This window comes from Pseudomonas syringae pv. tomato str. DC3000 (assembly GCF_000007805.1).
Classification (GTDB): Bacteria; Pseudomonadota; Gammaproteobacteria; order Pseudomonadales; family Pseudomonadaceae; genus Aquipseudomonas; species Aquipseudomonas avellanae.
This window is the reverse complement of record NC_004578.1, coordinates 19,941-40,535: the sequence shown is the minus strand read 5'-3', so window position 1 is coordinate 40,535 and position 20,595 is coordinate 19,941. Positions and strand designations below refer to the sequence as shown.

Genomic DNA, 20,595 nt, shown 5'->3' with positions numbered 1-20,595 from the left:
GGGTTACCGTCGATTCTTCGCGAGGGTTCGCCGTCTGTACTGTTGTAGGCACCGGGTATCATTAATTTGAAAGAATGATTGTCACTGCAACCGCTCTGGCGTCAGATGAATGCCCTTTGAACGAAGCCTGAGGAAAGTCTGCAGCGACTGTCGGCCACCCTTACGATGAAAACTGGCAATCACATAAAAGCTTCCGCTGACTGTCCGCAGTGCCCAAAACGAGCCATAGCGGTCTGCATGGAGAATGTCAGAGGTTCGTAACCTGTGACCGTCTTCGAAATATCCTACTCGACTTACCTTCACATGCCGGTACATTACGCCATATCCGCAGCAGGACACGATGATGACATTGGTAAGAAAAGCCGTAACCAGCTCAGGAAAATAGCAGCTATAAGCCCGAGCCAGGCGGCATCTGGAGTAGCGGGAAAGGCTATCCACTGAACCTCTCCTCGATTAAACCGTTAACACTAAACCAGCATCGAAACCGGTATCTTCATTTGGATACCCACGCGGATTGCATACCACTCTGGTGCCTTCAACGTCATAGTCCACCGCTGTGTGTGAATGGCCATGTACCCACAAATTGGCCCGATCGCTACCCATGAGATGTTCCCAACGATTTGCATAGGCAGCATCCATATGACCACCAGCATGCGGGTTGTCCTGAAGGGATCGTAGCGAAGGAGCATGGTGTGTGATCACCACCGTCGCGCCGTCGTATGGCTCTTTCAGTCTCGCCCACAACCACTCTCGCGCATTCACAGACCTCTCAACCAAGTCACTTGGCCGAATACGCCGGTAATTTTCGGTACGGATTTGCCGAAAATCGTTCATTAGATTTTGGGCGCTTATGGATGCCAGTGGAGCGTTGCCGGTAGCTGAAAAATCCGTCCACGCTGTGGCACCCAGAAAGCGGACGCCTTCTATGACGACCTGTTCGAGATCAAGAATCTGGACATGACTGTCACATGCCAAGCGCATTTTCTCCAGCGTCTTGGTGAGATGACCACCGTAGTACTCGTGATTGCCAGGCACATACAGCACAGGGCAGGTGAAAGCTTTACCGGCCCAAGCAACCCCACGGGTTTTGATATCAATATCGCCGGACAGGATCACCAAATCCACATCCAGTTTTGACGGTAGGTAGGGCTCAAACTCGTTGTGTAAATCGGAGAGCAGGTGAATGCGCATCGTCTTTTCCTCAAACGGTCACTGAGTGGCGGGGCGTCTGACATGGGCAAGCTGTCATGGGCAAACTTGTCGATGATCATCCTTCAACTCGGTCAGCTAGATAGGCCCCGAGCAATTTCATACAGCTCTAGAGGACGCGCTCTAGGACATCAGGCGCTGAAACCTTGCGCATCCCACCGCCTAGCAGCACGTAAACCGTGCGGCACGTCTTAAAGAGAAACCCATCTTGGAAAACGTGTAGCGGTGAGGTTCGAACAAAGTCACCACACCTCCACTGATCGGTACTGTCATGTATGACGGTATGGGCATATAAAATCACGGGCTGACAACGGGCTTCTTGCAGATCTGCTCGCTGCACATCGCTAACATCCAAATCGACCCAAACCCAATCCCGGACTAAGCAAAAAGGCGCCTGCGGACAATGTTGCCGGACGTACGCAATCGCCTCATCGTTCTTCATTTCGGAACCAGACATTGGCTGGCCTGGCCCATAAAGCACTTCAACCACATCACTGAGGTAATGCATTTCAGACTCTCCATGCGCCAGCTGGCGCCGGTTACGTTGTCGCACAGGCGGCTAACACTGGATAAAATCCACCTGGGCCATTTGATTAGCCAAATCTCGGATAGTGGGCTTACGCAGTTGAGCTCCGCGTGCCAAGTCAGCACTCCGCAATAACAGGCCACGATGAGCTCCTCCTGCTTCCTGAGGCGGAACAATGCATTCGATCTTCGCGGGCCGGAGGGACTGGAGCAAATAGGGCGTTTTGGTCTCAAGCTGCTTGGAGATCTCAGCAGTTGGAACGTATGTCAGAAGAAAACGAACAAGCGCGGATACAGGCACTACATCTCGCTTAGCTTTGCCATGTTTCTCTTCGACAGCATTAAGGTATCCGCCCTGAATCCATTTCTTGATCACTGCAGGTTTCCACCCTGATATCTGGGCCAAGTGGTCTACGCTGAGCGCGACGTCCGGATTGTTGTCTCGAACACGCTGTTCGATTTCGGCCTGATCGAACTGTAAGCCTGCCAGTCCAGGGAGAGCTGGCACATGCCCCGTCGGGCAGATCGTTCCCTGCAAAATGTCCTGGAGCACCGCGACAATCTTGGCATTGGATATGCCGTGTCTTACCGAAATGTCCTGAATTCCGATGGGGAGAGAAACCCGAGCTTTCTTACGCACCCGTTTAATCAACTGAGCAACAACTGCGTCAATCTCGGTAGCTAAAAATTCGCCCGCGACTAACACAGGCCGCTCATCACGTTTGTACCGGCGGAGGCCTCCGGCTTGCACGAAACGCTCAAAAAATATTTTTGAGACGTTCAGTCGACGGCGAGCCTCGGTTGCGGAAAGGTATTCAGCACGTGCTGATGCGATCTGATCAAGCATAGAGCGGTGAATGGCGACAAAGCGACTCTTACCTTCCTGGTGAACCCTCCCGATCACAGCTTGCTTGATCACTAGGTTGGCCAGAATATCTGGAGCAACTCCTAACAAGCGCGCAGCCTCTGCCGCTGAGAACCACTGCATCGCTTCAGCGTTATCAGGCCCAAACATCATCGCGCGCGTATTGAGCCCTAAGCGCCCGTCAAAGTGTTCAGCCACTTGTGCCCTGAACTGATCTCGAACGAAATCAAAGCTGGAGGATGAGTAGGTGCTGAATAACTCCCTGTACCAAGATCCAATCCGTTCGGCGAGACCAACGCCATGGCCTGAGCGAAGTTGGTTTTGCATGGCCGCATCAAAACGTGCTGGCCAATCACTCAGCAACGACTCCAAACAACCCACCATCACCAGCGAATCTTGCAAAGGTGAAGAACTGCTGAAGCGAGGTTTAGCCATCGGCAAACCGCTTCGTTGAGCTTGGTGCTTCGCGAGTAGCGTTAAGAAGTCAGGCAACAGCGGTTCGAATCCCTGACGGCGGCAAATCTCGGTAAACCCTTTGTGCTCGCCGACACCCGCATCAGCCATCAGTGCGGATAATTTCATTGCGAACTCTGACGCTTGGGCGCTAACAGCAAGCCGTAGATCGTACCCGCAGTCACAAAGCTCCAGCGTGCGTCGGTGGTAACTGATCGGTTTCTCGCAGTCGGGGCAGTTGCCAAGCAGCACAATGCCATGGGTGGGACAAGCTGTGACCAGCAGATGAGACCAAGCCTCTTTAGCATATCCATCGGAGGCCAAGCACTCTGGACAGACCGGTGAATGGCCATTGCGAAGGTAGCTGGGTTGACCAAGGTAATGCGTTTGGCCAATGAGAGTTGTACTGAGCTGTTCCTCTTTCAGCTCAAAACATTCGCAGATTTGAGCGAGCTCTGGCGACGAGTAAGCGGCTGCTAACTTGAGCCCTCGTTCGCCCAACAGCGCCTGAGCGCAACCATAGCCGTTGAGCTCCGCTTTTCGCATCAAAAGAGAGTTCAGGCTTTCACCTGATTGGAGGGCCACATTTTGGAAAAACGACATTTATGTTGCCCTCTACAGCCGGGGAATAGGGAGATGAGCCTCGCGCAACACCTTCACATAAGCGGCGTTCAAATCGTGATCCGAAATGACGGTGCCAGGTGTAAACGGGTTGCCAGAAAAAGGCTGGTCATTGACGGCGTTACGGTAGGCTTTAGCTAGACATCTAACGTCAATTATCTTGTTGGCATTATTAGTCTCGGCATGGCTGAAGAGATCGACCAACATACCGAAGCGGCCTAAGGAGGAGGCATAAAGGGACTTAATAGCTACATCGCCACTTAGCTCAAATATCCAGCCTTGTTCACTGTACGCAGCAGCCACAAGCGAAATACCCGCAGCAAAATCTTGGCGATCAGCAGCACTAATCCACGAGTAGGGGTAGATCAGCTCAGTGGCCAAACTGCGACCACGTAATTGCTCATTTAGCCCCAGCAAGCGCTCAGCAGCAGGAAGACCAAGCAAAATGAGAGAGATGTTGAGTTCATCGCTTAATACTTTGAAGAAATCAGCTAGAGCTCTTACTTTTTGTGGGCTGTGTAGCTCTGCCAGATGTTGTACTTCATCGACGATGATCGCCCTGACTTTCGCAATCTCTAGCTGGCGCAACGCTTGATCGTACAAATCCGGTGTGCTGCATTTGCTCAGTACCCTACCACCGAGGCCACGGATAATACTTAGCGTGAGCGCACGCTGATTGGGTTCAGTTGGGGCTGTGACGCGGATCAGTGGCTTACAGATTTTGCCGTTCACCTCCTGCGTGGGAAAGTCTGCCATCAGTGCCTGAGCGACTTCTCCTTTGCCTATTCGGCTGGGGCCGAACATCGGCAAGATTTGCCGCTCACCGGCAAGGGAGGCCTCAATGACTTGAAAGGCCCGCTGATATGATCTCAACATCCGGCCATGGAAAAAGCCCTCAGAACGAATCACCTTAATGACTTCATTCGCCATCATTTTTTCCTCCGGTGGGGCGCAACTACGATTTCTGTCGGAGCAGCAGCGAGAACGGTTTCAGCAATCGGCAATTGTTGTTCAGGAGTGATCGCCGCAGCGTTGGCTTTATCGACTGTTCGTTGAGCTCTTTGATTCTCGCGAATCTTGCCTTTTGGACGTTTCTGCGCATTGGCATCTTCGATAATATTTATATGATTGATGACGTAATCTTCCCCAGACAACTCGAAGTCTGACTTATAATGTGCCTTCCGGATTTCCTTAGCCTGTTCAAAACTAATAGCAGGCATGTTCGGGTTCTTATTTTGAACCGTGACCCACTCTTTCAAGCCAAGGTCATAAATATGAACCGACCGGCAGTCAAGTGGATTAATGCACACATCTACCTTCACCGTAGAGTTTGTTTTGAAAAGCGCTGAAACATACTCGTTCTGATAGAACTGGCGCTGATAGTTAATACCTTCACGAGTGATACTTAACTTGACTTCTAAGTAATGACGACAGGCTTCCATCAATTCTTCAGCCGAAGGGGCTGGAAAAACTACATACTGCTGGCTCAGACGAGTCAACGCCTGCAATGGAGTAAACTCCTGACCAAACTTTTCGGACAAGCGATCACTCTTCTTAATATGATATGAATCCGTAATCCAGCGGATGATGACTTCGTTAAGTTTTTCGATGGTCAAGGTCGCAGATTTTTGTGCGTCTTCCAGACCATGCGTTTCCCGCTTGTCATGTGATTTCTTAGCGCCTGGCAGTTTCTTGATCAGCATCGTGTTCAACGTGCCAAAAAAACGCTCAATAAACGGTTTCTGGTAGGGGGCACCGGCAACACAGTACTCCAACATCATACCCAGGTGTTGCGACGCTTTAACGATCATAGGGCCATGGCAATCAGATCCGTTATCCAGAACCAATGTGCGGATATCTGCCGGGGCGGGCCACTCATGCATACAGCTCCATTGCGTTTTAAATGGCTCTCCCTTGGGGCTAAAAGCAAACTGCAGGGATTGCATCAACCCGACCTGGCTTGCTGCCTGAATGGTGAGGTGAATTCCAACAATGGTCATTGTTGCTGTATCGATCAAAGCATAGAAGGTGGGGCAACCAATTACGTTGCCAGAGGCATCGACAATGAAGATGTCCAAAACCGTAGAGTCACCCTCTACGCGGGCATAAGGCTCTTTGACATCGAGATAGCTACACGCATTTCGCATAATCAAACGAAAGGTGCGGGGGTTCAGCCGACCTTTGATATTTTTCAGATTTAGTCTCGCAATGAATCGGCCTACCGTACGCCTAGACACACCGCCAAGTTCAACACCGATCTCAGCTGACTTTTCTGAACACCGAATATTAATTGCATGAACAATATCCTGAATGCTAAACCTACTGCTACTGCAATACTTTGACTCGATGACGTTAAGAATGATTTCTTGAACCTCGGGTTCCATCGATAACGAATGATGAACCCCACGATCCGAAAAATGTGCAGCTAAGCAGTTTGGCGAATATGACTCTTTATAAATTCTCCAGTATCGTTCAATTGATCTTCTTGACGGTACAGTACGATGCGAGCCATATCGCCTTTGGATCTCAATGTAGATATCCTTCCAAGTAAAATCCTCAATCAGCTGCTCTACAACTCTGATGTACTCCTGCCGCTCATCTCTAGATTTAATTTCTGTGGGACTCAAGAATCGAGGTTCAAAAACCTCTTCTACCCCACATGGGGTTTCAATACGCACGACCGAGCGTAGATCCCCCGAAGCGACTGTATTGCGAAAGTCGTCATCCTGGTAGACATGAGATTCACCTAGCTGCCCAATCAGCACTACTTGCCGTGCTTTGGTATTGATCGTTCCAATTACATACGAACGACCATCTGCTCCGATGAGCGCGGCGCCAACCCTGTATCGACGCGAGCTGATGAGCCCTTCATTAACGGCAGCCATCTCAGATGTCCATTAGCTTCAGATGATCCAACGAGCCGTGCGCCGCATTGACCCAGCCATCCCCCGAGAAAACATTCTCCGACAAGTCCGCGCTCAGCACCCCATATGCCAATCCAAAAAAAATGTCCGCATTAGATAGTGCCCCAGATTCTTTAAGCTCTAGGGTCGGCCACCGCTTACGATTTTTTAACGCGATGCCTACCTTTTCACAGGCACCTGCCGCGCGTTCCTTTTGGGCAGGACTAAGCGCCTTTTTCAAATTTTCCAGATTGGAGATGAACACCGGAGAGAATTTCTCCTCGGTGAAGGTGATAAATTGCTTGCCATATGTGGCCAAGATGCGTTCAGCCCGAGCATGCTTATCCGCGTGCTTCTCTAAGAAAGCGCTGGGTTTGCTCTCGCAGATAAAGATCTGTCCGTCATGCCGCTCAATTTCACTGTCAGCAGTGTAAGCCACAGCCTTTTTACCGTCTTTCTTGGGCAAGTCCTGTCGGCTAATAAGCAGATTTTCGTTTTCCAGGTCGACACAGATTGACTGGTCGGATATCCGCGTGAATCCAGGCATGAGGCTGAGAAGCAGCAAGTGGTTGCGCTCAAGAAAACTCTCGCCCGCGACAATCCCATTCGCGTTGCGATCCGTCGGCACGATATAAGCTCGGCGACCCCGTTTGGTACGCTTGGCAACGTCACGTACAGGCTTAACGCCCTTATTTCTGACGGGCATAACACAACTCCAAAATCTTAAGAAAGCACCGTCAAGGCGGTGTGCGCCATGGCGATGCTTGACGCCGTAAGCGCCAAACCCCAAACTCCGACTGGATTCTGTAGAGTCCAAACAATCGACGTATAGAAATACTGCTGGCCGGCCAACCTGTCAATAGTTTTCCGTCCAAACAAAATGGGGTTGGCATGGGTAGAAAAGTGGACACCACCTGGTACGGCATCTATTTGGAAGCAATCGCCTTCGAGAACCTCTCGGGAGATAAGTCCGTAGGCACACCAGAGTTGGCAGATCATCTGGGTGTGAAGCCAAAAACACTTGCACGAATAAGGTCTGCAGGCCGCTTCATCCATGAGGTGCTACCTGGGGTAAAGCCAGAGCAAATTCAGTGCGGTTACGCCTCGTTAGAGCTGTTATCTAAGTTATGGGGAGCGGATCCCTCGGGCGCACAGTCTCGATTGGAAAGTGTCCTGGCCAACAGGACTAAGCTGCCTGAGCTAGAAGAAGCTATTCGTCGGCTCAAGCTTGGCGAAAACAAAAGCTCCACAGAAAGCAACCTAGTCGGGCCGTCCCAGCTTGGGTTTATGGCACGAATGGATGTCTGGATAGCATCGTCAGATTTGGTGCATTTCGATTCGTATCGGGGTACAGCGTTTAGACTCAAACCATGCCTCGGCTCCTGTCCTGGATATCTCATCAACACAGAAAACGGTCAACCGAGCGCCCTCGTCCTTTGCAAACAGGGGAGCGGCTGGCGGGATCCTGCCGGCGTCGCTAGGGAGCTGTATGAGCATGCAATAGCTCGCAGGCACACAGCCCCAGCGATCTGGTATGTCTTTGAAAAAGACAGTGCAGTGCTTCAGCACCTCGCAGAGCTAAGCATCTGGTGGGGTGGCTCGCCTACTAGTGACGATCCATGGTTACTCTTGGCCTATCTGACCGAATCAGGGAAGCTTGAGGTGCTTTTTGAGGAATACTTCTACAACCTGATAGGCAGCATGACAAAGGGCGAAGGTGCGCTTCGGCCAAATGATCTGATCGCCACTGGGGAAGCTATGGATGGCAGCAAGGCATGCATCACAATTCCTTTACGGAACATCCAGCCTATATCTGCAGCGACGAAACATCGCCCGTACTCCGAAGTACTTCGAGAGCGCTTACTGGCGATTGCCGGGCAAGGTCATGCAACGTCGGATCAAATTGACCGATTGGCTGCTATTGACCTAGGTCTCTGACCTGCATCGGCTAAGCGTTACCGGTGCTGCACAACTGTAGATGTAACTGGGAGATCAAGGCGATCGGCTTTCAAACACGGAGTGCTTGAAAGCCATCAAATCGCGAAAGTCAGATGGCGATCCTGCTCCAGTCCGGTTTAGATAATGCCCTTTGATTCCAAGGGCTATTGGCCCGTCTCGATCACAACGCTGGGAATCCCCGATCATCCACACCTTGCAGGCGTCTACAGCCAACTCAGTCAGCGCTGCCTCGTAGATCCGCCGATCTGGCTTGAGCGTCCCTATCTCATAGCTGAAGCCGTAGCTCTCCAAGCCAGGAAAGATGCGCTTAACAGCCGCGCCATAGGGCCTGGCCAAATTTGAACAGACCGCCACTTTCAGACCATGCGCTTGCAGTGCCTCAATGCAGGCGAGGGCGTCGGCGAAGGGTTGGATGCTAGCGACCTCGGCATCAAGTTCGGCTTGGATTCGCGCAAGCTCTGCCGGTGTTACATCAATACCGAAATGGTCAGCGGCTTGTGCAAGCCCCCAAGGATGGCGCATTAGCATTGACGCATCATCCGGCTTAGGCCGCCGCCCTTGGGCGATACCCAGCTTTAGAAGCTGGCGAAATGGATGGCGCGCGTTCTCGATCCGCGTGATGGTACCGAACGCATCGAAGATCACAGCTTGGACATGGCTCATACCGCGTACTCCCTCCAGACCATTGAACCTCACCCTTCATTATCGAGGCGGTCGCTGCTACCGATAAAAAGACTACCTGACAGGAGACCGTCAGGGACAGCACCTGTCCCTCTAACTACGACGTGTCGTGACACAACATCCACCATCAGGTTCTTTCCAAGCACACCCTTACGCATATTCAAGCCTAAGCAACGGCCACTTTCAGTTGTCGACCCTGCTACCGCAGGGCTCACCGGTCACCCTCGGCGTGTACAGTCTGCTTGCTCAAGCGAGAGATGGGCGAAGCACACCTGCCGATTCGGCGAAACCCACCCCTGAATATGAGCGAAGCTTCTCAATGATCGAGCCGTTCAGCCCACGCCAGGCCAACGCCCAGCGTGAACCGAAGAAACCGAGGAAGCAATTGAGCGCGCGGAAGCTACCCTGACCTTGGTCTTGGTCTTGGTCTTGGTCTTGGCCTTGGCAAAGGTCAGGGACGTCAGGGTCATTCCTAACTTCCTATGAGTTTAGCTGCGCTTGATTAGCGAGTATGGTCGACTCCCCACGCTGACAGCGCGCGGTCGACCGCCGAACCGTCAATGGCGACCGACGCCAGACTTGGCTTGGCCTATGCTGGAAGGGTTGGTACGACCTTCCTGACGAAATGATAAATGGCTATGCCAAGAAGAGCCGGCTGACACGCCAAAAAGTCATTTCTGACATCTTAAGAATATCTTAACAATATCCTGTACGTATCTCGATGACTCAGATACCGTCTCCTCACACCCAAAATGGAGGAGGCAAAATGTCTGTGGAAGAGCCAAAAGTATGGGGCGTTTTTGTCGGGGATGCCGGGGATCAGCTGGAGGCATTTAACTCAAAAGCCGGCCCTTTCCCACCGGATCCAGGTTCCATTGGTTACATTGCTATTGGGTGGCCGGCAGTGGGGGATATGCGGCTTTACAAAGATAATTACCCAGATTTCGTTGAGAAATTTAGAATCGCCTATCCCAATGACAACGAAAGAGTTTTTAAGACCACAGCCAACATGCCATGGAATTTTGCATTCAAAATGCAAAGCGGTGACTGGGTAATGTGCCCGTCTTCTACGTCGGGGTATTTACTAGCTGGAAAAGTAGAGGGTGAGTATTTATCCAATTTTCACGGATCAAAATCGTTGCCCAACGCACATACGCGGGTCGATTTTGTTCATTTAAGAAAGGTTAAATGGCTGTACGTCGTTTCGGACAAAGATCCTCGTTACGCAAAGCTTCACCGTATCGGACAACTCACCGTTGTCCAACCCGACATTTCGGCGTCAACGCTCCAAGGCGTTCTTAAAGGCGAGTTGTAAATTCGGTGCGGGACAAAGTACTGTTACATTGTAGACACGTGGCCACTGGTTGACCTAGGTGGCCAGTGCGTTTGCGGCCATCCATTTAGCCCCTACCGAATAGCTTCAGAAAGGCTATGTGTTTTGCCTGGCGCCACGTTTCAGTCAAGTCGCCGTTGAGCTCCAGCGCTTCGAAGATACTTTTGACCTGCTCATTTGTGATCAACTTGGCCGTGAGCATTTTCTTTAGCAGTTCGTGGCCATGCCAGACAGCAATTCCGAAATCTTGAGCCAGCTTGTGCATACCTAGGTCATCCGTGACCACAATGGCGTCTCGAATTTGGCCAAACGCAAGCACCCGACAGTCCGTGGAGGAAGGGGGAGAACGACCAGCCGTGGTATAAACCGTCGGGTTCGTTAAGACCCAACCACGCAGGACGCTTTGCGCAGCTTCTAACTGACCTTTCTCGTCGGCGCTGAGTCGTACCTGCTTGGCAACCCGCTCAGCGGCAAGATCCTCACCGTCAAACCAAGGGAACTTGAATTTCAGAGCACCACTGCGATGCACTTCCTCTTCAACATCTTTCAGAATGGTCAGAACGTAGTTTTTCTGCCCAAACCCAACCCCCAGCATTGGGCGTACACGCTTCGCAAGCCGCAGATACGCGTTGGTATCCAGCAATACGAGCGTGGACGCCGCGCTCAACGCGCGAGCTCGCCGTAAAGCGCGGAGGCATCACTGAGTGATACATCCATGATTTGCTGAACATACGACGGGCCCGTCCCGTGCTCGCGAATCATGCGTTTCAGCGCCAGGAAGAACTCAGACTGAAACACATTCGACGCTGCGGCAATGTATTGCGCCGGTTTGGGTGGAGTCGGATCAAACAGGATCGTACTGACCAACTGCGGCGTGGAGCTGTTGCGCACCGCGTGAATTGTCCTTTCCGGTACCCGTAAGGATGGCAGATTGTTTTCCGCCGCATATCCCTGCGCCTGCTGGAACACCGTGTTCAGTGAAATTTGGTGATGCCGGGCATGCTGCTGAAGGACACTCACCTCCCCAGCTGCGCTAGGCGCTTGCGCCGCCTCGGCATACGCTAGCTGCACGCAAGCCTCAGGAAACAGCAGGGCACCGGCAAAGGCATCCGCAAAATCCTCCCCCTCGTCACTACCCGCAAGCTCAGGAGTGTAGACATGCGCTAACTCGTGGGCCATCCAAAACTTGAAGTCTTCCAGCTTGGTATCCAGGTTGACGAAGACAAAGGTGACATCTGACGCCGGCAATAGAATGTGCAACGCATTCTTGTGTTGCTGCTTTTGTCCCCAAAGAACGGGCACCAGAACCGCCCCGCACGCCTTGAACTCGGCGATCAGCGCTTCATAACCCAGCACGCTGCGCTCACCCAATCCCAATTTACTGCGTACCTGGGACGCATCGCTTTGCAAACGCGCGTAGCTGATGGAAGGCGAGGAAATCTTGGTGCGTAAGGTCGGCAACTTCGGTAAAAAATCGACCAAAGGTTTAAGCAAACCGCCAATGCCCATCGCTTTCAGAATGTGTTCGTCGGTGGTTTTGGTTCCCGCCTTCTTGCGGAACGCCACCACAGGCTGATCCTCAGGTGGAGCCACCAACTGCGAAAATGACAGCTGCAGCGTTGTGGCCAGCTTGAGCAGCTTGTCAGGGCGAGGAAAATCCTTACCTTTGAACCAGTTGGTAACGGACTGCGCCGAGACCCCCAACTGATCGGCCAGGTCTTTTTGTGTCCAGCCACGCTGAACGAGGGCCGCCCGAAGCGACTCGATGTGTAGGGTATTTTGCATAACAGCCAATGTAGTGCCTCGGCTGGTGAAAATCAAGTTTGATCAAGTTTTGCTTGCGCAGCATTGTCGAAACCATCATGTGCTTGAAGCGCCGACGCATCGCTCACCGTCCTGAGCCCGGCCACAGGAAGGCGAAACCTGCGGCACCCGGTACACCTAATGGACGTTATGGTCAGACTCCTAGTCTGGCCATGGGCCGGTCGATACATAGAGAAATGCCAATTCGGTAACTAGCAACCCCTGGCTAGAGAAGAATTTAACGTCCTAATGGCTGTTTGCCTTTACCCACAAGGTCGGTCTGGATAATGTGACGGACGACACAGGCTAAATACCTATAGGGCTGTGCTCTCTCCTACCGCGCCACAATCTTGCGCACGGCCAGGGCAGTGTCGTCACGGAGTCGGTATGGAAATGGATTGGGAATCGCTGTTAGACGAACTGTGGAGTTATGCGGCATCGGATCCTATGGAGCTGGAGACGAAGATCCGTTCGAGCCTGAAAGGCCATTCCTCAGAAGGCCTGCTCCAAGCCATTTCACTTCTGATTACTCAGGGGCAGCACGCCACAGCCAGAACACTCCTCAGCGAGTTCCTAAAAAACCATCAGGCTGCGGAAGATATTCGGCGCAGGCTTGAACTGATCCTTCGTTTCAAAAAACATCGCGCACAGCAAACGCTTTCAATCAAGAGCAAGCAACGCAGCAAAGAGCTGCTCCTCAAAGACGTCAACAGCCTGGTCGCGTCTGGCAAGTTACAAGCTGCCGAGTCGCTCCTCCTGGAAGCAATTGCTACGTTTGAAGAGCCTGACTATCTAAACCTGCTAAGTCGCGTTTACATGCGACAACGCCGCCCGATAGATGGGGCCAAAGCCATGCAGCGCGCCCTAGTGCTGAGACGCCAACAGCAGGCCTTTGTCGAAATAGCGACTGAAGAGTCGACGGATGATCTTCCGACAGCCAGTGACCTGGCTTTCCTCAACGACTCAGCTGAGAGCCTAACGACCTTAGAAAGCCCCCCACCCCCGATCAACAAGGCGTTGACCGAAACAGCCGATGACTCGCTCAACTTCATTCAGCACACGGCATCTAAATACCCGTCGTTGAAAACTGACGGCTGGTGGGAAGGCCAATTAACGCCTTCTGAAGCTCCAATGTGCCTCGGCAAACCTGAAGCCGGTGATGCACCTGATATGGCTTCAGCAGCTAGAGCCGACTCCACCGAAGAGCACGCGGCTGAGGACGAGACCGCTCCGTCCGCCCCCATAAAAAACATACTCAAACTCACCCATCCGAGGAAAGAGACGGAGGCTGGAGAGGGATTAACCAAGGTCAAGGTATTCAACAAATCAGGGCGCTCGTTAACCTCTATTCAGCCAACAAGATTGGACACTCCAGAACCATTGGATTCTGATGGCCCTCCCTCACATGTCATACCGTCGCTAGTCATGAAGGCTTCTGCTCCCACGCCTCCAATTCAAGATCAGATATCCGATGAGAACGATGAGGATGAGGATGAGGATGAGGATGAGGATGGTGAAGACCTCGCATTAACCGATCTGGAGCTAGACCTTCCTACTACGCCCCAGCCGAACTTGGGGCTTGAAGCCCTTGAAGATGACCTCGACCTCGATCATGACTTGTATGATCTGACCATTATCGAACTTGGGACAGGCCTCGAAGAAGAAATTCGCACCGATCTAGATGACTTCCGTGATATTGATGATGACTATGCGGCTTATGCCTTTGACCCGGATGAAGTCTTTGACGGCGAGGAGGCTGTAGCTGCAGAGCCAAATGATTGGCTCGCTGACAAACTCTCACGCGAAGAGCGTGCGCTTCAGAAAGCCGCTGAGTTGATCGGAAAGGCCAACTGGCCGCTCAGCACACTCTCTCTTGTTCAACAGATTTTTGTGATGAGTGGCTGGGGACAGACTCGTCTCGCACTTGAGAGAGAAATCGAAAAAGGACTCGTCCCTCAAGAGCTAATCTTGGCTGCTCATATCAAAGTGATCTGGTCTGAGAATGATATCTACTGGATCGCTTTTGATAAAAATGGCAGTAGTAGCCTGTCCTACTACGCGTTGTCATGGCCGACAGCCTTGCTGATCGTCCGCTCTTTTGAATCACTGCCACAGGTGGAAGAAATAGAGGTTTTCCTAGAAAGTCTCTTTGCTTCCTGGTACGAGAACACTGTCCTGCGCCGCGCATTTAAAGCATTTTCTCGGTATTTGTGGTTCAGGTTTGCCAATTTGGAAGGCTGCCTACCTGCTAATCAGCCCTTCGACTTCTGCGATCCTCACGAACTACCTGCTGAGGAATACAGTGATTTGGGGCTATGGGATGTGCTGGAAATCGAAAAAACCGAGATCCTTCGGGCCTACGGCGTATTTAAAACCAAACATCCGCAAGAGCCTGGTTGCTATTTGAGTGACAAACCACTTGTAGAAGAAAAGCCACCGCTTAATGCCGAAAAGCGGAATAAGAAACAACACCCTGAGGACACGAATACTCCTCAAGAAACTGAGGGTGAAGATGAGACTCTTGACGATTGTGCTTATGAAGCGCCATCACAGTGGTCAGCAGAGTCGCTCACATCTGCCTTGCATGCACAGCGTACCGACCTAACCTTGCCAAACATCGAACCGTAACGGATATAGGATTAGCGCATGAAGCCCCTCAGACTTACACATGTACCAGGTTGCTGGGTCAGCCAGAAATTACCCAGCGGCCAAGAGGAGCGTCGGGGCATTGTCAAAATGGCGATTGCTAAAGAATCCGAAGATCAACTTCAGGTTCACTGGTTTAGCCCTGAGAAAAAGCTGGCCTATGTCGATGCTTCCGCCGTGCACTCAGGCTTTCAAAATGGCATGGACGTGGTCGATGAGACCCCTGGCAGCGGCGTCCTCTCGCTAGGGCAGGGCGTCATCATGCAACAACGCACCTTGGCAGGTAGCGAACAAGTGTTGGTGGACTTTCCTGAACGTGGTGAGCGCCATTGGTTGTCACCGCCACTGTAAAAATGACCCCCTAACGCCAACCTAGAATTGACCCCCCTGGGTAAAACTGGCGGCTTTGAGCTGCCAATATGTTGACCCAGGAGCAGTCTGTGGAAATTAAAGTGTTGGCCCGTCAGGGCCATGGCATCAAATTCATCGCCCGTGAGCTGGGTATTTCGCGTAACACCGTGCGCAAGTACCTGCGAAAGGCCCGGTCGCTACCCAGTGACAAGGTGAGACCCGCACGTCCGTGCAAAATCGACCCCTTCAAGGACTACCTGCACGAGCGTATTGAGGCGGCGCGCCCACACTGGATTCCGGCGACCGTCCTGCTGCGTGAGATCACGGCATTGGGGTACAGCGGCGGCGTCAGTCGTCTGAAGGCTTATATTCGCCCCTTCAAACGTAAGGCAGAAGAGCCGGTGGTACGTTTCGAGACACTGCCCGGCAAGCAGATACAGGTGGACTTCACCACCATTCGACGAGGCCGTCAGCCGCTTAAGGCGTTCGTGGCGACACTTGGTTTTAGTCGAGCAAGCTTTGTCCGTTTCTCCGAGCGAGAGGACAGCGAAGCCTGGCTGACAGGGCTTCGGGAGGCGTTCGCTTACTTTGGCGGCGTGCCCGAGCAGGCATTGTTTGATAACGCCGGAACCATCATCACCGAGCGAGATGCTTTTGGGGAGGGCCAGCACCGTTGGCATCCCCGATTGGCTGCGCTGGCCGATGAGTTTGGTTTTATTCCCAAGGTCTGCCGCCCTTACCGTGCCCAGACCAAGGGCAAGGTTGAGCGCTTCAACGGGTATCTGAAGGGCAGTTTCATTACCCCGTTGGCCGCTACGCTCAAGAGTGCGGGTCTGACGCTGGATGTGGTGACGGCCAACGCACATATCGGCCAATGGCTCGACGAAGTCGCTCATCAGCGGATTCACGGCACGACGGGTGTTCAACCGGCGGTACGTCTGGCCCAAGAGCAGCAGGTACTATTACCACTGCCAACACAGAGCCTGCGCCCACAACCCGCCCAAGGCCTACGCCTGGGACGGGTCCTGCCGTACGAGAGCTTGCAGCATCCGCTGTCGGTTTATGAGCAACTGCTGGAGGTGAGAGCATGAACCTTCAACATGCTCGCCTGACAGAACTATGCAAGGGGCTAAAGCTTGAGCGCGTCGGGGTGGACTGGCCGCACCTGGCCCAACAAGCAGCAAGCGGCGAAGACAGCTTTGCCGACTTCCTCGAAAAGCTGCTGGCTGCCGAGACCGATGCCCGAAGTGAACGCTCTCGACAGGCCCTGCTGAAAACTGCCGCGCTGCCCGCTGTGAAAACGCTGGAGCAATACGACTTCGCGTTTGCCACCGGCGTCCCCCGGGCACAGCTCCAGGAGCTGGCAGCACTGAGTTTTGTTGGACGTGCCGAGAACATCGTGTTCCTGGGGCCTAGTGGTGTAGGCAAGAGCCACCTGGCTATCGCCCTGGCCTACCGGGCAGTGATGGCCGGTATCAAAACCCGCTTCGTCACGGCGGCTGACTTGATGCTGCAACTGACCGCTGCGCACCGCCAGGAACGGCTCAAGGAATACTTCAGTCGTGTGGTGATGGCCCCTGGGTTGTTGGTCATCGATGAAATCGGCTACCTGCCGTTTGGTCGTGATGAAGCCAACCTGTTCTTCAATGTTGTCGCCAAGCGCTACGAGCAAGGCAGCCTGATCCTCACGAGTAACTTGCCGTTTACCCAGTGGGCCGGAACCTTTGCGGATGATCAAACACTGACAGCGGCCATGCTGGACAGGCTGTTACATCATGCCCATATCGTGCAGATGACAGGTGAAAGCTATCGACTCAAGGACAAGCGCAAAGCAGGAACCAAATCTTCTCGGGCCGAACCGGCTCGAAAATATGAACCCGAGGGGGGTCAAAACTAAGTTGGCGATTTAGCACGGAAGGGGGTCACTTTTTAGTTGGCGTTGACAATTGGTTGCCTTATCAATATCTGCGTCAGGTGAAAGGCGTTAAGCATCGGTTTGTCACAGCCAGCAAAGGGGAACCAATCGACGCCGAGCGTATGCGCATGCGCATGTTGGCTCATGCCATTAAGGTGTGGAATGAAAACACTGGTGCTCTTTCTCACCTGGAAATTGAGCCGCTGCCTCACCAGATTCACCTGGTGCACCACATCCTGGCATCCGGCAACTTCAACTGGTTGATTGCGGATGATGTGGGATTGGGTAAGACCATCGAGACTGGAATGTTGCTGCACGCCCTGCAGCAACGAGACCTGGCCAAACGCATCCTGCTGATCACGCCCGCAGGCCTGACCAAACAATGGCAGGAGGAGCTGTACCACAAGTTCAAACTGGAAGACTTCGAGATCTATGGGGAAGACTTTTTCATCAATGAACCCCGCCAATGGAAGATGCACGACTGCGTCATAGGCTCCATGGATCGTCTAAAACAAGTCGACCACCTGGAAAGCCTGCTCCAGGCAGAGCCATGGGATCTGGTGATCTTTGACGAAGGGCATCGACTCAGCCGCCGCCAGTACGGACAGAAGCTGGACAGCTCTGAACGCTATGACTTGGCAAAGAACCTACGCAGCCAAACCAAACACATGCTGTTATTGAGCGCGACTCCTCATCAAGGCATGCAGGACAAGTTCGTGGCACTGCTAGAGCTACTACGCCCTGAGCGTCGCACCGAGCTGATGATGCTCAACCTGAATCCAGAAATTCTGCATGACATGGTGTTCCGCAACCACAAAGCCGACGTCACCGATGCGGAAGGGAACTTCATCTTCCAGGGCAAAATAACCAGTGCCTTGCAGGTGCCCAGCAGCCATGAATCCATCGAGTTCGACAAAACGCTTCAAGCCTATCTGCGCAAAGGCTATGACGCAGGTGAAGCGCTAGGCCGTACCGGTAACGCCATTGGATTCGTCATGACGGTTTATCGCAAGCTGGCCGCCTCCAGCGCAGCAGCCATTCACCGGGCACTGTCTAATCGTCTTCAGAGGCTTCTTGACGATGAAGCCAAGGGCACCTCAAAAGACGAACCCAGCGATGAACGCTACCTGGGTGAGTGGGAAGAGCAATTTACCAGCGATGCCCGCGAGTTCTTTGCCGGTGAAGTCCAGTTGTTGAAAGATCTTATTGATGAGGCCGCTGCGCTGAAAGCCAACGACCTCAAGCTGAAGCGATTCATCGATGAGATCATCGGCAAAATCCACACAGCTAACCCCGACGAGAAAGTGCTGATTTTTACCGAATATCGCACCACTCAAAACTATCTGCGTGATGCCTTGGCCAACCACTATGGTAGCGACCAGGTCGATCTAATCAATGGCTCCATGCAGCATGCTGAACGGCGTGAAGCCATCAAGCGCTTTGAAGAGCAAGGGCGATTCCTGATCTCGACCGAGGCGGGCGGCGAAGGCATCAACCTCCAGAGTAAGTGCCACGTCATGGTCAACTACGACCTGCCCTGGAACCCCATGCGTCTCGTCCAACGCATCGGTCGTTTGTATCGCTATGGTCAGAAGAAGAAGGTCGTCGTGTTCAACATCCAGCAAGCTGACAGTCTGGATCAGAACATCGTCGACCTGATGTATGAGCGGATCGACAGCGTGGTGAATGACCTCGCCGAAGTTCAGCAGCATGAATTCAACGATGGCCTGAAAGACGAAATCCTCGGTCAGGTAGCCGAGTTGATCGATGTGGAAGATATCCTGCAACAAGCCACAAAACTCGGAATCGACCGAACCCGAGAGCGCATCGATGAAGCGTTAAAGCAGGCACGTACTGCCGCCGCTAAACAACGAGAGCTGTTTGCTCACGCCGCCACCAGTGACCCAAACGAACTGCGCGACGAGCTAGAAATCACCGTCGATCACCTTTACAGCTTTGTCCTGGGCATGTTCGATCAACTTGGCATAGAGGTGACAGAACGCAGCCATAAAGAGCGGCTATTGCGTATTCGCTTGTCTGATCAAGTGATGCGTGAAATGGGCCTATCACCCAAAGCCTCACAACGCATGGACGTTACCCTGGATCGCTTGCTGGCCTCCAATCGCCCTGACACCCATATGCTCGATCTCAACTCCAAGCTCATGCAGTACCTACTGGGTAAAGCCTGCGAGTATGACTTCGGCGGTTTGGCCGCAATGCTTCAAGCACCCGAACTCGGTGAAGGTGCGCTGCTCGGTGCCATGCTGCGCTGGCAAGGCCCACAGGGCAAACGCATGCGGCAGGAGTTTGTGGCCATTCAGGTTGACGATGGCAAAGCCAAACTCAACCATGCAAAAGTTAGCCAATGGCTAATGAGACCAGCGGAATACAGCGTCCTGAGTCCCGATGGCCAAACCTCCAAATTATTGTTCAAGGCCGCAGAGGAGATGGCCAACCAACGCCTGGCTGATGCAAGTAACCGCTACCTGATACCAGAGAATTTGGACTGGGCTGCCGCCGGCTGGACGCATTAAGCGGCAGTTTGCACACTTTAGGCATCGGTACTGCGCCGATTATTAAAGCTGAACACTATGAATAAAGCCCTTAACCGGATGACGATTCGTCGAGGCCTGCCTCGATACACCGCTGAAAGGTACCACGACATGCATGGATGCTTGGTGCGGGAGTGAGGCCCCGGCCTCACTTTGCAATGCGTTTATCTTCGCTTACCCCAAAACTCTTACAGAGCGGGCAACGGACTAGCAACCTGCGGCCAGCCATGAAATGCTGATCACACCTCTTGCAAATGAAGAAGTACGGCGGGGCAGAGCGGAAATCAGACATTGCGCTTGATCTTCAAGTGCGCGGATGTTTTTCCTTTGGGGATTCCGCCTTCAAGACCTGACGAGCTAGCTGAGATACCGGCGTCGAAATCATAGTCTTTCACCATGGCCAGAGCCGAAACACTGAGCGCCGCTAAAAGCACCAGTACGCCGCCAATGATTGCGGCGGTACCCGTAGTAATACCTGCCGCAGCTGCGGCGCTTGCAACCACACCGACCCCTGCTGCGCTGCCGGCTGCCGCGCCGAACCAGCCGACAGGGTTCCAAAATACGGCAGCAGATGCTCCAGCCACAGCGATAATGGCAGCGAGTGTTTTGTAGGGGATATTTGAAGCCACTTTGACGCAGGTTGCTAACTTGGCATCAGTGATAATGATGTCGCCGATCTTGTCATCAATGGCCTTCTTAAGTTCCTTTGTTGTACTTACCGTTCGGCTATTGTTCATTGCTCGTTCCTTCATTCTAAGGCTCCCATGTGGACAGGAAAT

At 52.8% G+C, this 20,595-nt stretch carries 17 protein-coding genes; 7 read left to right on the top strand and 10 right to left on the bottom strand.

From position 1 onward, the window contains the following. Positions 1-453 precede the first annotated feature (453 nt). The 5 genes from PSPTO_RS00170 to PSPTO_RS00150 form a co-directional block, all read right to left on the bottom strand. Complete coding sequence (locus tag PSPTO_RS00170; RefSeq protein WP_011102956.1) at positions 454-1,191, bottom strand: metallophosphoesterase; 738 nt, start codon at positions 1,189-1,191, stop codon at positions 454-456. 577 nt (positions 1,192-1,768) lie between these two features. Next, entirely contained in the window at positions 1,769-3,655 is a 1,887-nt protein-coding gene (locus tag PSPTO_RS00165) for a TniQ family protein (protein WP_011102955.1), read from the bottom strand. 12 nt (positions 3,656-3,667) lie between these two features. Further along, on the bottom strand, positions 3,668-4,606 hold the full coding sequence (locus tag PSPTO_RS00160; protein WP_169790031.1) for a TniB family NTP-binding protein: 939 nt from the start codon (positions 4,604-4,606) through the stop codon (positions 3,668-3,670). Then, a complete protein-coding gene (locus PSPTO_RS00155) occupies positions 4,603-6,558 on the bottom strand; it encodes a DDE-type integrase/transposase/recombinase (protein ID WP_011102953.1) in 1,956 nt (651 codons plus the stop codon). Before PSPTO_RS00155 ends, PSPTO_RS00160 begins: the two co-directional genes overlap by 4 nt. Position 6,559: 1 nt before the next feature. Then, positions 6,560-7,282 carry a hypothetical protein gene (locus PSPTO_RS00150; protein WP_011102952.1) on the bottom strand — a complete coding sequence of 241 codons (723 nt, stop codon included), beginning with the start codon at positions 7,280-7,282 and terminating at the stop codon, positions 6,560-6,562. 185 nt (positions 7,283-7,467) lie between these two features. Between PSPTO_RS00150 and PSPTO_RS00145 the strand changes: the two genes are divergently transcribed. Beyond that, positions 7,468-8,514: a hypothetical protein gene (locus PSPTO_RS00145; protein WP_011102951.1), complete on the top strand. Its 1,047-nt coding sequence runs from the start codon at positions 7,468-7,470 to the stop codon at positions 8,512-8,514. 54 nt (positions 8,515-8,568) lie between these two features. Here the strand turns inward: PSPTO_RS00145 and PSPTO_RS00140 are convergent, their stop codons facing one another. Both PSPTO_RS00140 and PSPTO_RS00135 read right to left on the bottom strand, forming a co-directional pair. Continuing rightward, on the bottom strand, positions 8,569-9,198 hold the full coding sequence (locus PSPTO_RS00140; protein WP_011102950.1) for an HAD family hydrolase: 630 nt from the start codon (positions 9,196-9,198) through the stop codon (positions 8,569-8,571). A 350-nt stretch (positions 9,199-9,548) separates the two neighbouring features. Further along, on the bottom strand, positions 9,549-9,686 hold the full coding sequence (locus PSPTO_RS00135) for a hypothetical protein (RefSeq protein WP_011102949.1): 138 nt from the start codon (positions 9,684-9,686) through the stop codon (positions 9,549-9,551). A gap of 296 nt (positions 9,687-9,982) precedes the next feature. On the opposite strand from PSPTO_RS00135, the gene PSPTO_RS00130 reads away from it, so the two are divergent. After that, complete coding sequence (locus PSPTO_RS00130) at positions 9,983-10,531, top strand: hypothetical protein (protein WP_046463838.1); 549 nt, start codon at positions 9,983-9,985, stop codon at positions 10,529-10,531. 85 nt (positions 10,532-10,616) lie between these two features. On the opposite strand, the gene PSPTO_RS00125 is transcribed toward PSPTO_RS00130, so the two are convergent. Then, positions 10,617-11,216, bottom strand: coding sequence for a hypothetical protein (locus PSPTO_RS00125; protein WP_011102948.1), 600 nt, complete (start codon positions 11,214-11,216; stop codon positions 10,617-10,619). Then, positions 11,213-12,370, bottom strand: a complete 1,158-nt coding sequence (locus tag PSPTO_RS00120) for an ImmA/IrrE family metallo-endopeptidase (RefSeq protein ID WP_200836483.1) — start codon at positions 12,368-12,370, stop codon at positions 11,213-11,215. Before PSPTO_RS00120 ends, PSPTO_RS00125 begins: the two co-directional genes overlap by 4 nt. A gap of 369 nt (positions 12,371-12,739) precedes the next feature. On the opposite strand from PSPTO_RS00120, the gene PSPTO_RS30100 reads away from it, so the two are divergent. From PSPTO_RS30100 to PSPTO_RS00085, 5 genes are all read left to right on the top strand, one after another. Then, positions 12,740-14,980 carry a hypothetical protein gene (locus tag PSPTO_RS30100; protein WP_011102946.1) on the top strand — a complete coding sequence of 747 codons (2,241 nt, stop codon included), beginning with the start codon at positions 12,740-12,742 and terminating at the stop codon, positions 14,978-14,980. A gap of 18 nt (positions 14,981-14,998) precedes the next feature. Continuing rightward, positions 14,999-15,349 (top strand): hypothetical protein, encoded by a 351-nt coding sequence (locus PSPTO_RS00100; RefSeq protein WP_011102945.1) that lies wholly within the window; start codon positions 14,999-15,001, stop codon positions 15,347-15,349. A gap of 68 nt (positions 15,350-15,417) precedes the next feature. Beyond that, positions 15,418-16,440 (top strand): IS21-like element ISPsy4 family transposase, encoded by a 1,023-nt coding sequence (gene istA / locus PSPTO_RS00095; RefSeq protein ID WP_002551322.1) that lies wholly within the window; start codon positions 15,418-15,420, stop codon positions 16,438-16,440. After that, positions 16,437-17,246, top strand: coding sequence for an IS21-like element ISPsy4 family helper ATPase IstB (gene istB, locus PSPTO_RS00090; RefSeq protein ID WP_005741073.1), 810 nt, complete (start codon positions 16,437-16,439; stop codon positions 17,244-17,246). The genes istA and istB overlap by 4 nt, the downstream gene beginning before the upstream one ends. A gap of 140 nt (positions 17,247-17,386) precedes the next feature. Continuing rightward, positions 17,387-19,798, top strand: coding sequence for a DEAD/DEAH box helicase (locus tag PSPTO_RS00085; RefSeq protein WP_161797787.1), 2,412 nt, complete (start codon positions 17,387-17,389; stop codon positions 19,796-19,798). A gap of 302 nt (positions 19,799-20,100) precedes the next feature. Here PSPTO_RS00085 and PSPTO_RS00080 read toward each other — a convergent pair whose 3' ends face one another. Continuing rightward, complete coding sequence (locus PSPTO_RS00080; protein ID WP_046463577.1) at positions 20,101-20,553, bottom strand: hypothetical protein; 453 nt, start codon at positions 20,551-20,553, stop codon at positions 20,101-20,103. Positions 20,554-20,595: the final 42 nt, after the last annotated feature.

Bases quoted from the DNA above. Each gene is read 5' to 3' on its own strand.
- PSPTO_RS00170 (WP_011102956.1), bottom strand. From the start codon at position 1,191: ATGCGCATTCACCTGCTCTCCGATTTACACAACGAGTTTGAGCCCTAC.
- PSPTO_RS00165 (WP_011102955.1), bottom strand. From the start codon at position 3,655: ATGTCGTTTTTCCAAAATGTGGCCCTCCAATCAGGTGAAAGCCTGAAC.
- PSPTO_RS00160 (WP_169790031.1), bottom strand. From the start codon at position 4,606: ATGATGGCGAATGAAGTCATTAAGGTGATTCGTTCTGAGGGCTTTTTC.
- PSPTO_RS00155 (WP_011102953.1), bottom strand. From the start codon at position 6,558: ATGGCTGCCGTTAATGAAGGGCTCATCAGCTCGCGTCGATACAGGGTT.
- PSPTO_RS00150 (WP_011102952.1), bottom strand. From the start codon at position 7,282: ATGCCCGTCAGAAATAAGGGCGTTAAGCCTGTACGTGACGTTGCCAAG.
- PSPTO_RS00145 (WP_011102951.1), top strand. From the start codon at position 7,468: ATGGGTAGAAAAGTGGACACCACCTGGTACGGCATCTATTTGGAAGCA.
- PSPTO_RS00140 (WP_011102950.1), bottom strand. From the start codon at position 9,198: ATGAGCCATGTCCAAGCTGTGATCTTCGATGCGTTCGGTACCATCACG.
- PSPTO_RS00135 (WP_011102949.1), bottom strand. From the start codon at position 9,686: ATGACCCTGACGTCCCTGACCTTTGCCAAGGCCAAGACCAAGACCAAG.
- PSPTO_RS00130 (WP_046463838.1), top strand. From the start codon at position 9,983: ATGTCTGTGGAAGAGCCAAAAGTATGGGGCGTTTTTGTCGGGGATGCC.
- PSPTO_RS30100 (WP_011102946.1), top strand. From the start codon at position 12,740: ATGGAAATGGATTGGGAATCGCTGTTAGACGAACTGTGGAGTTATGCG.
- PSPTO_RS00100 (WP_011102945.1), top strand. From the start codon at position 14,999: ATGAAGCCCCTCAGACTTACACATGTACCAGGTTGCTGGGTCAGCCAG.
- istA (WP_002551322.1), top strand. From the start codon at position 15,418: ATGTTGACCCAGGAGCAGTCTGTGGAAATTAAAGTGTTGGCCCGTCAG.
- istB (WP_005741073.1), top strand. From the start codon at position 16,437: ATGAACCTTCAACATGCTCGCCTGACAGAACTATGCAAGGGGCTAAAG.
- PSPTO_RS00085 (WP_161797787.1), top strand. From the start codon at position 17,387: ATGCGCATGCGCATGTTGGCTCATGCCATTAAGGTGTGGAATGAAAAC.
- PSPTO_RS00080 (WP_046463577.1), bottom strand. From the start codon at position 20,553: ATGAACAATAGCCGAACGGTAAGTACAACAAAGGAACTTAAGAAGGCC.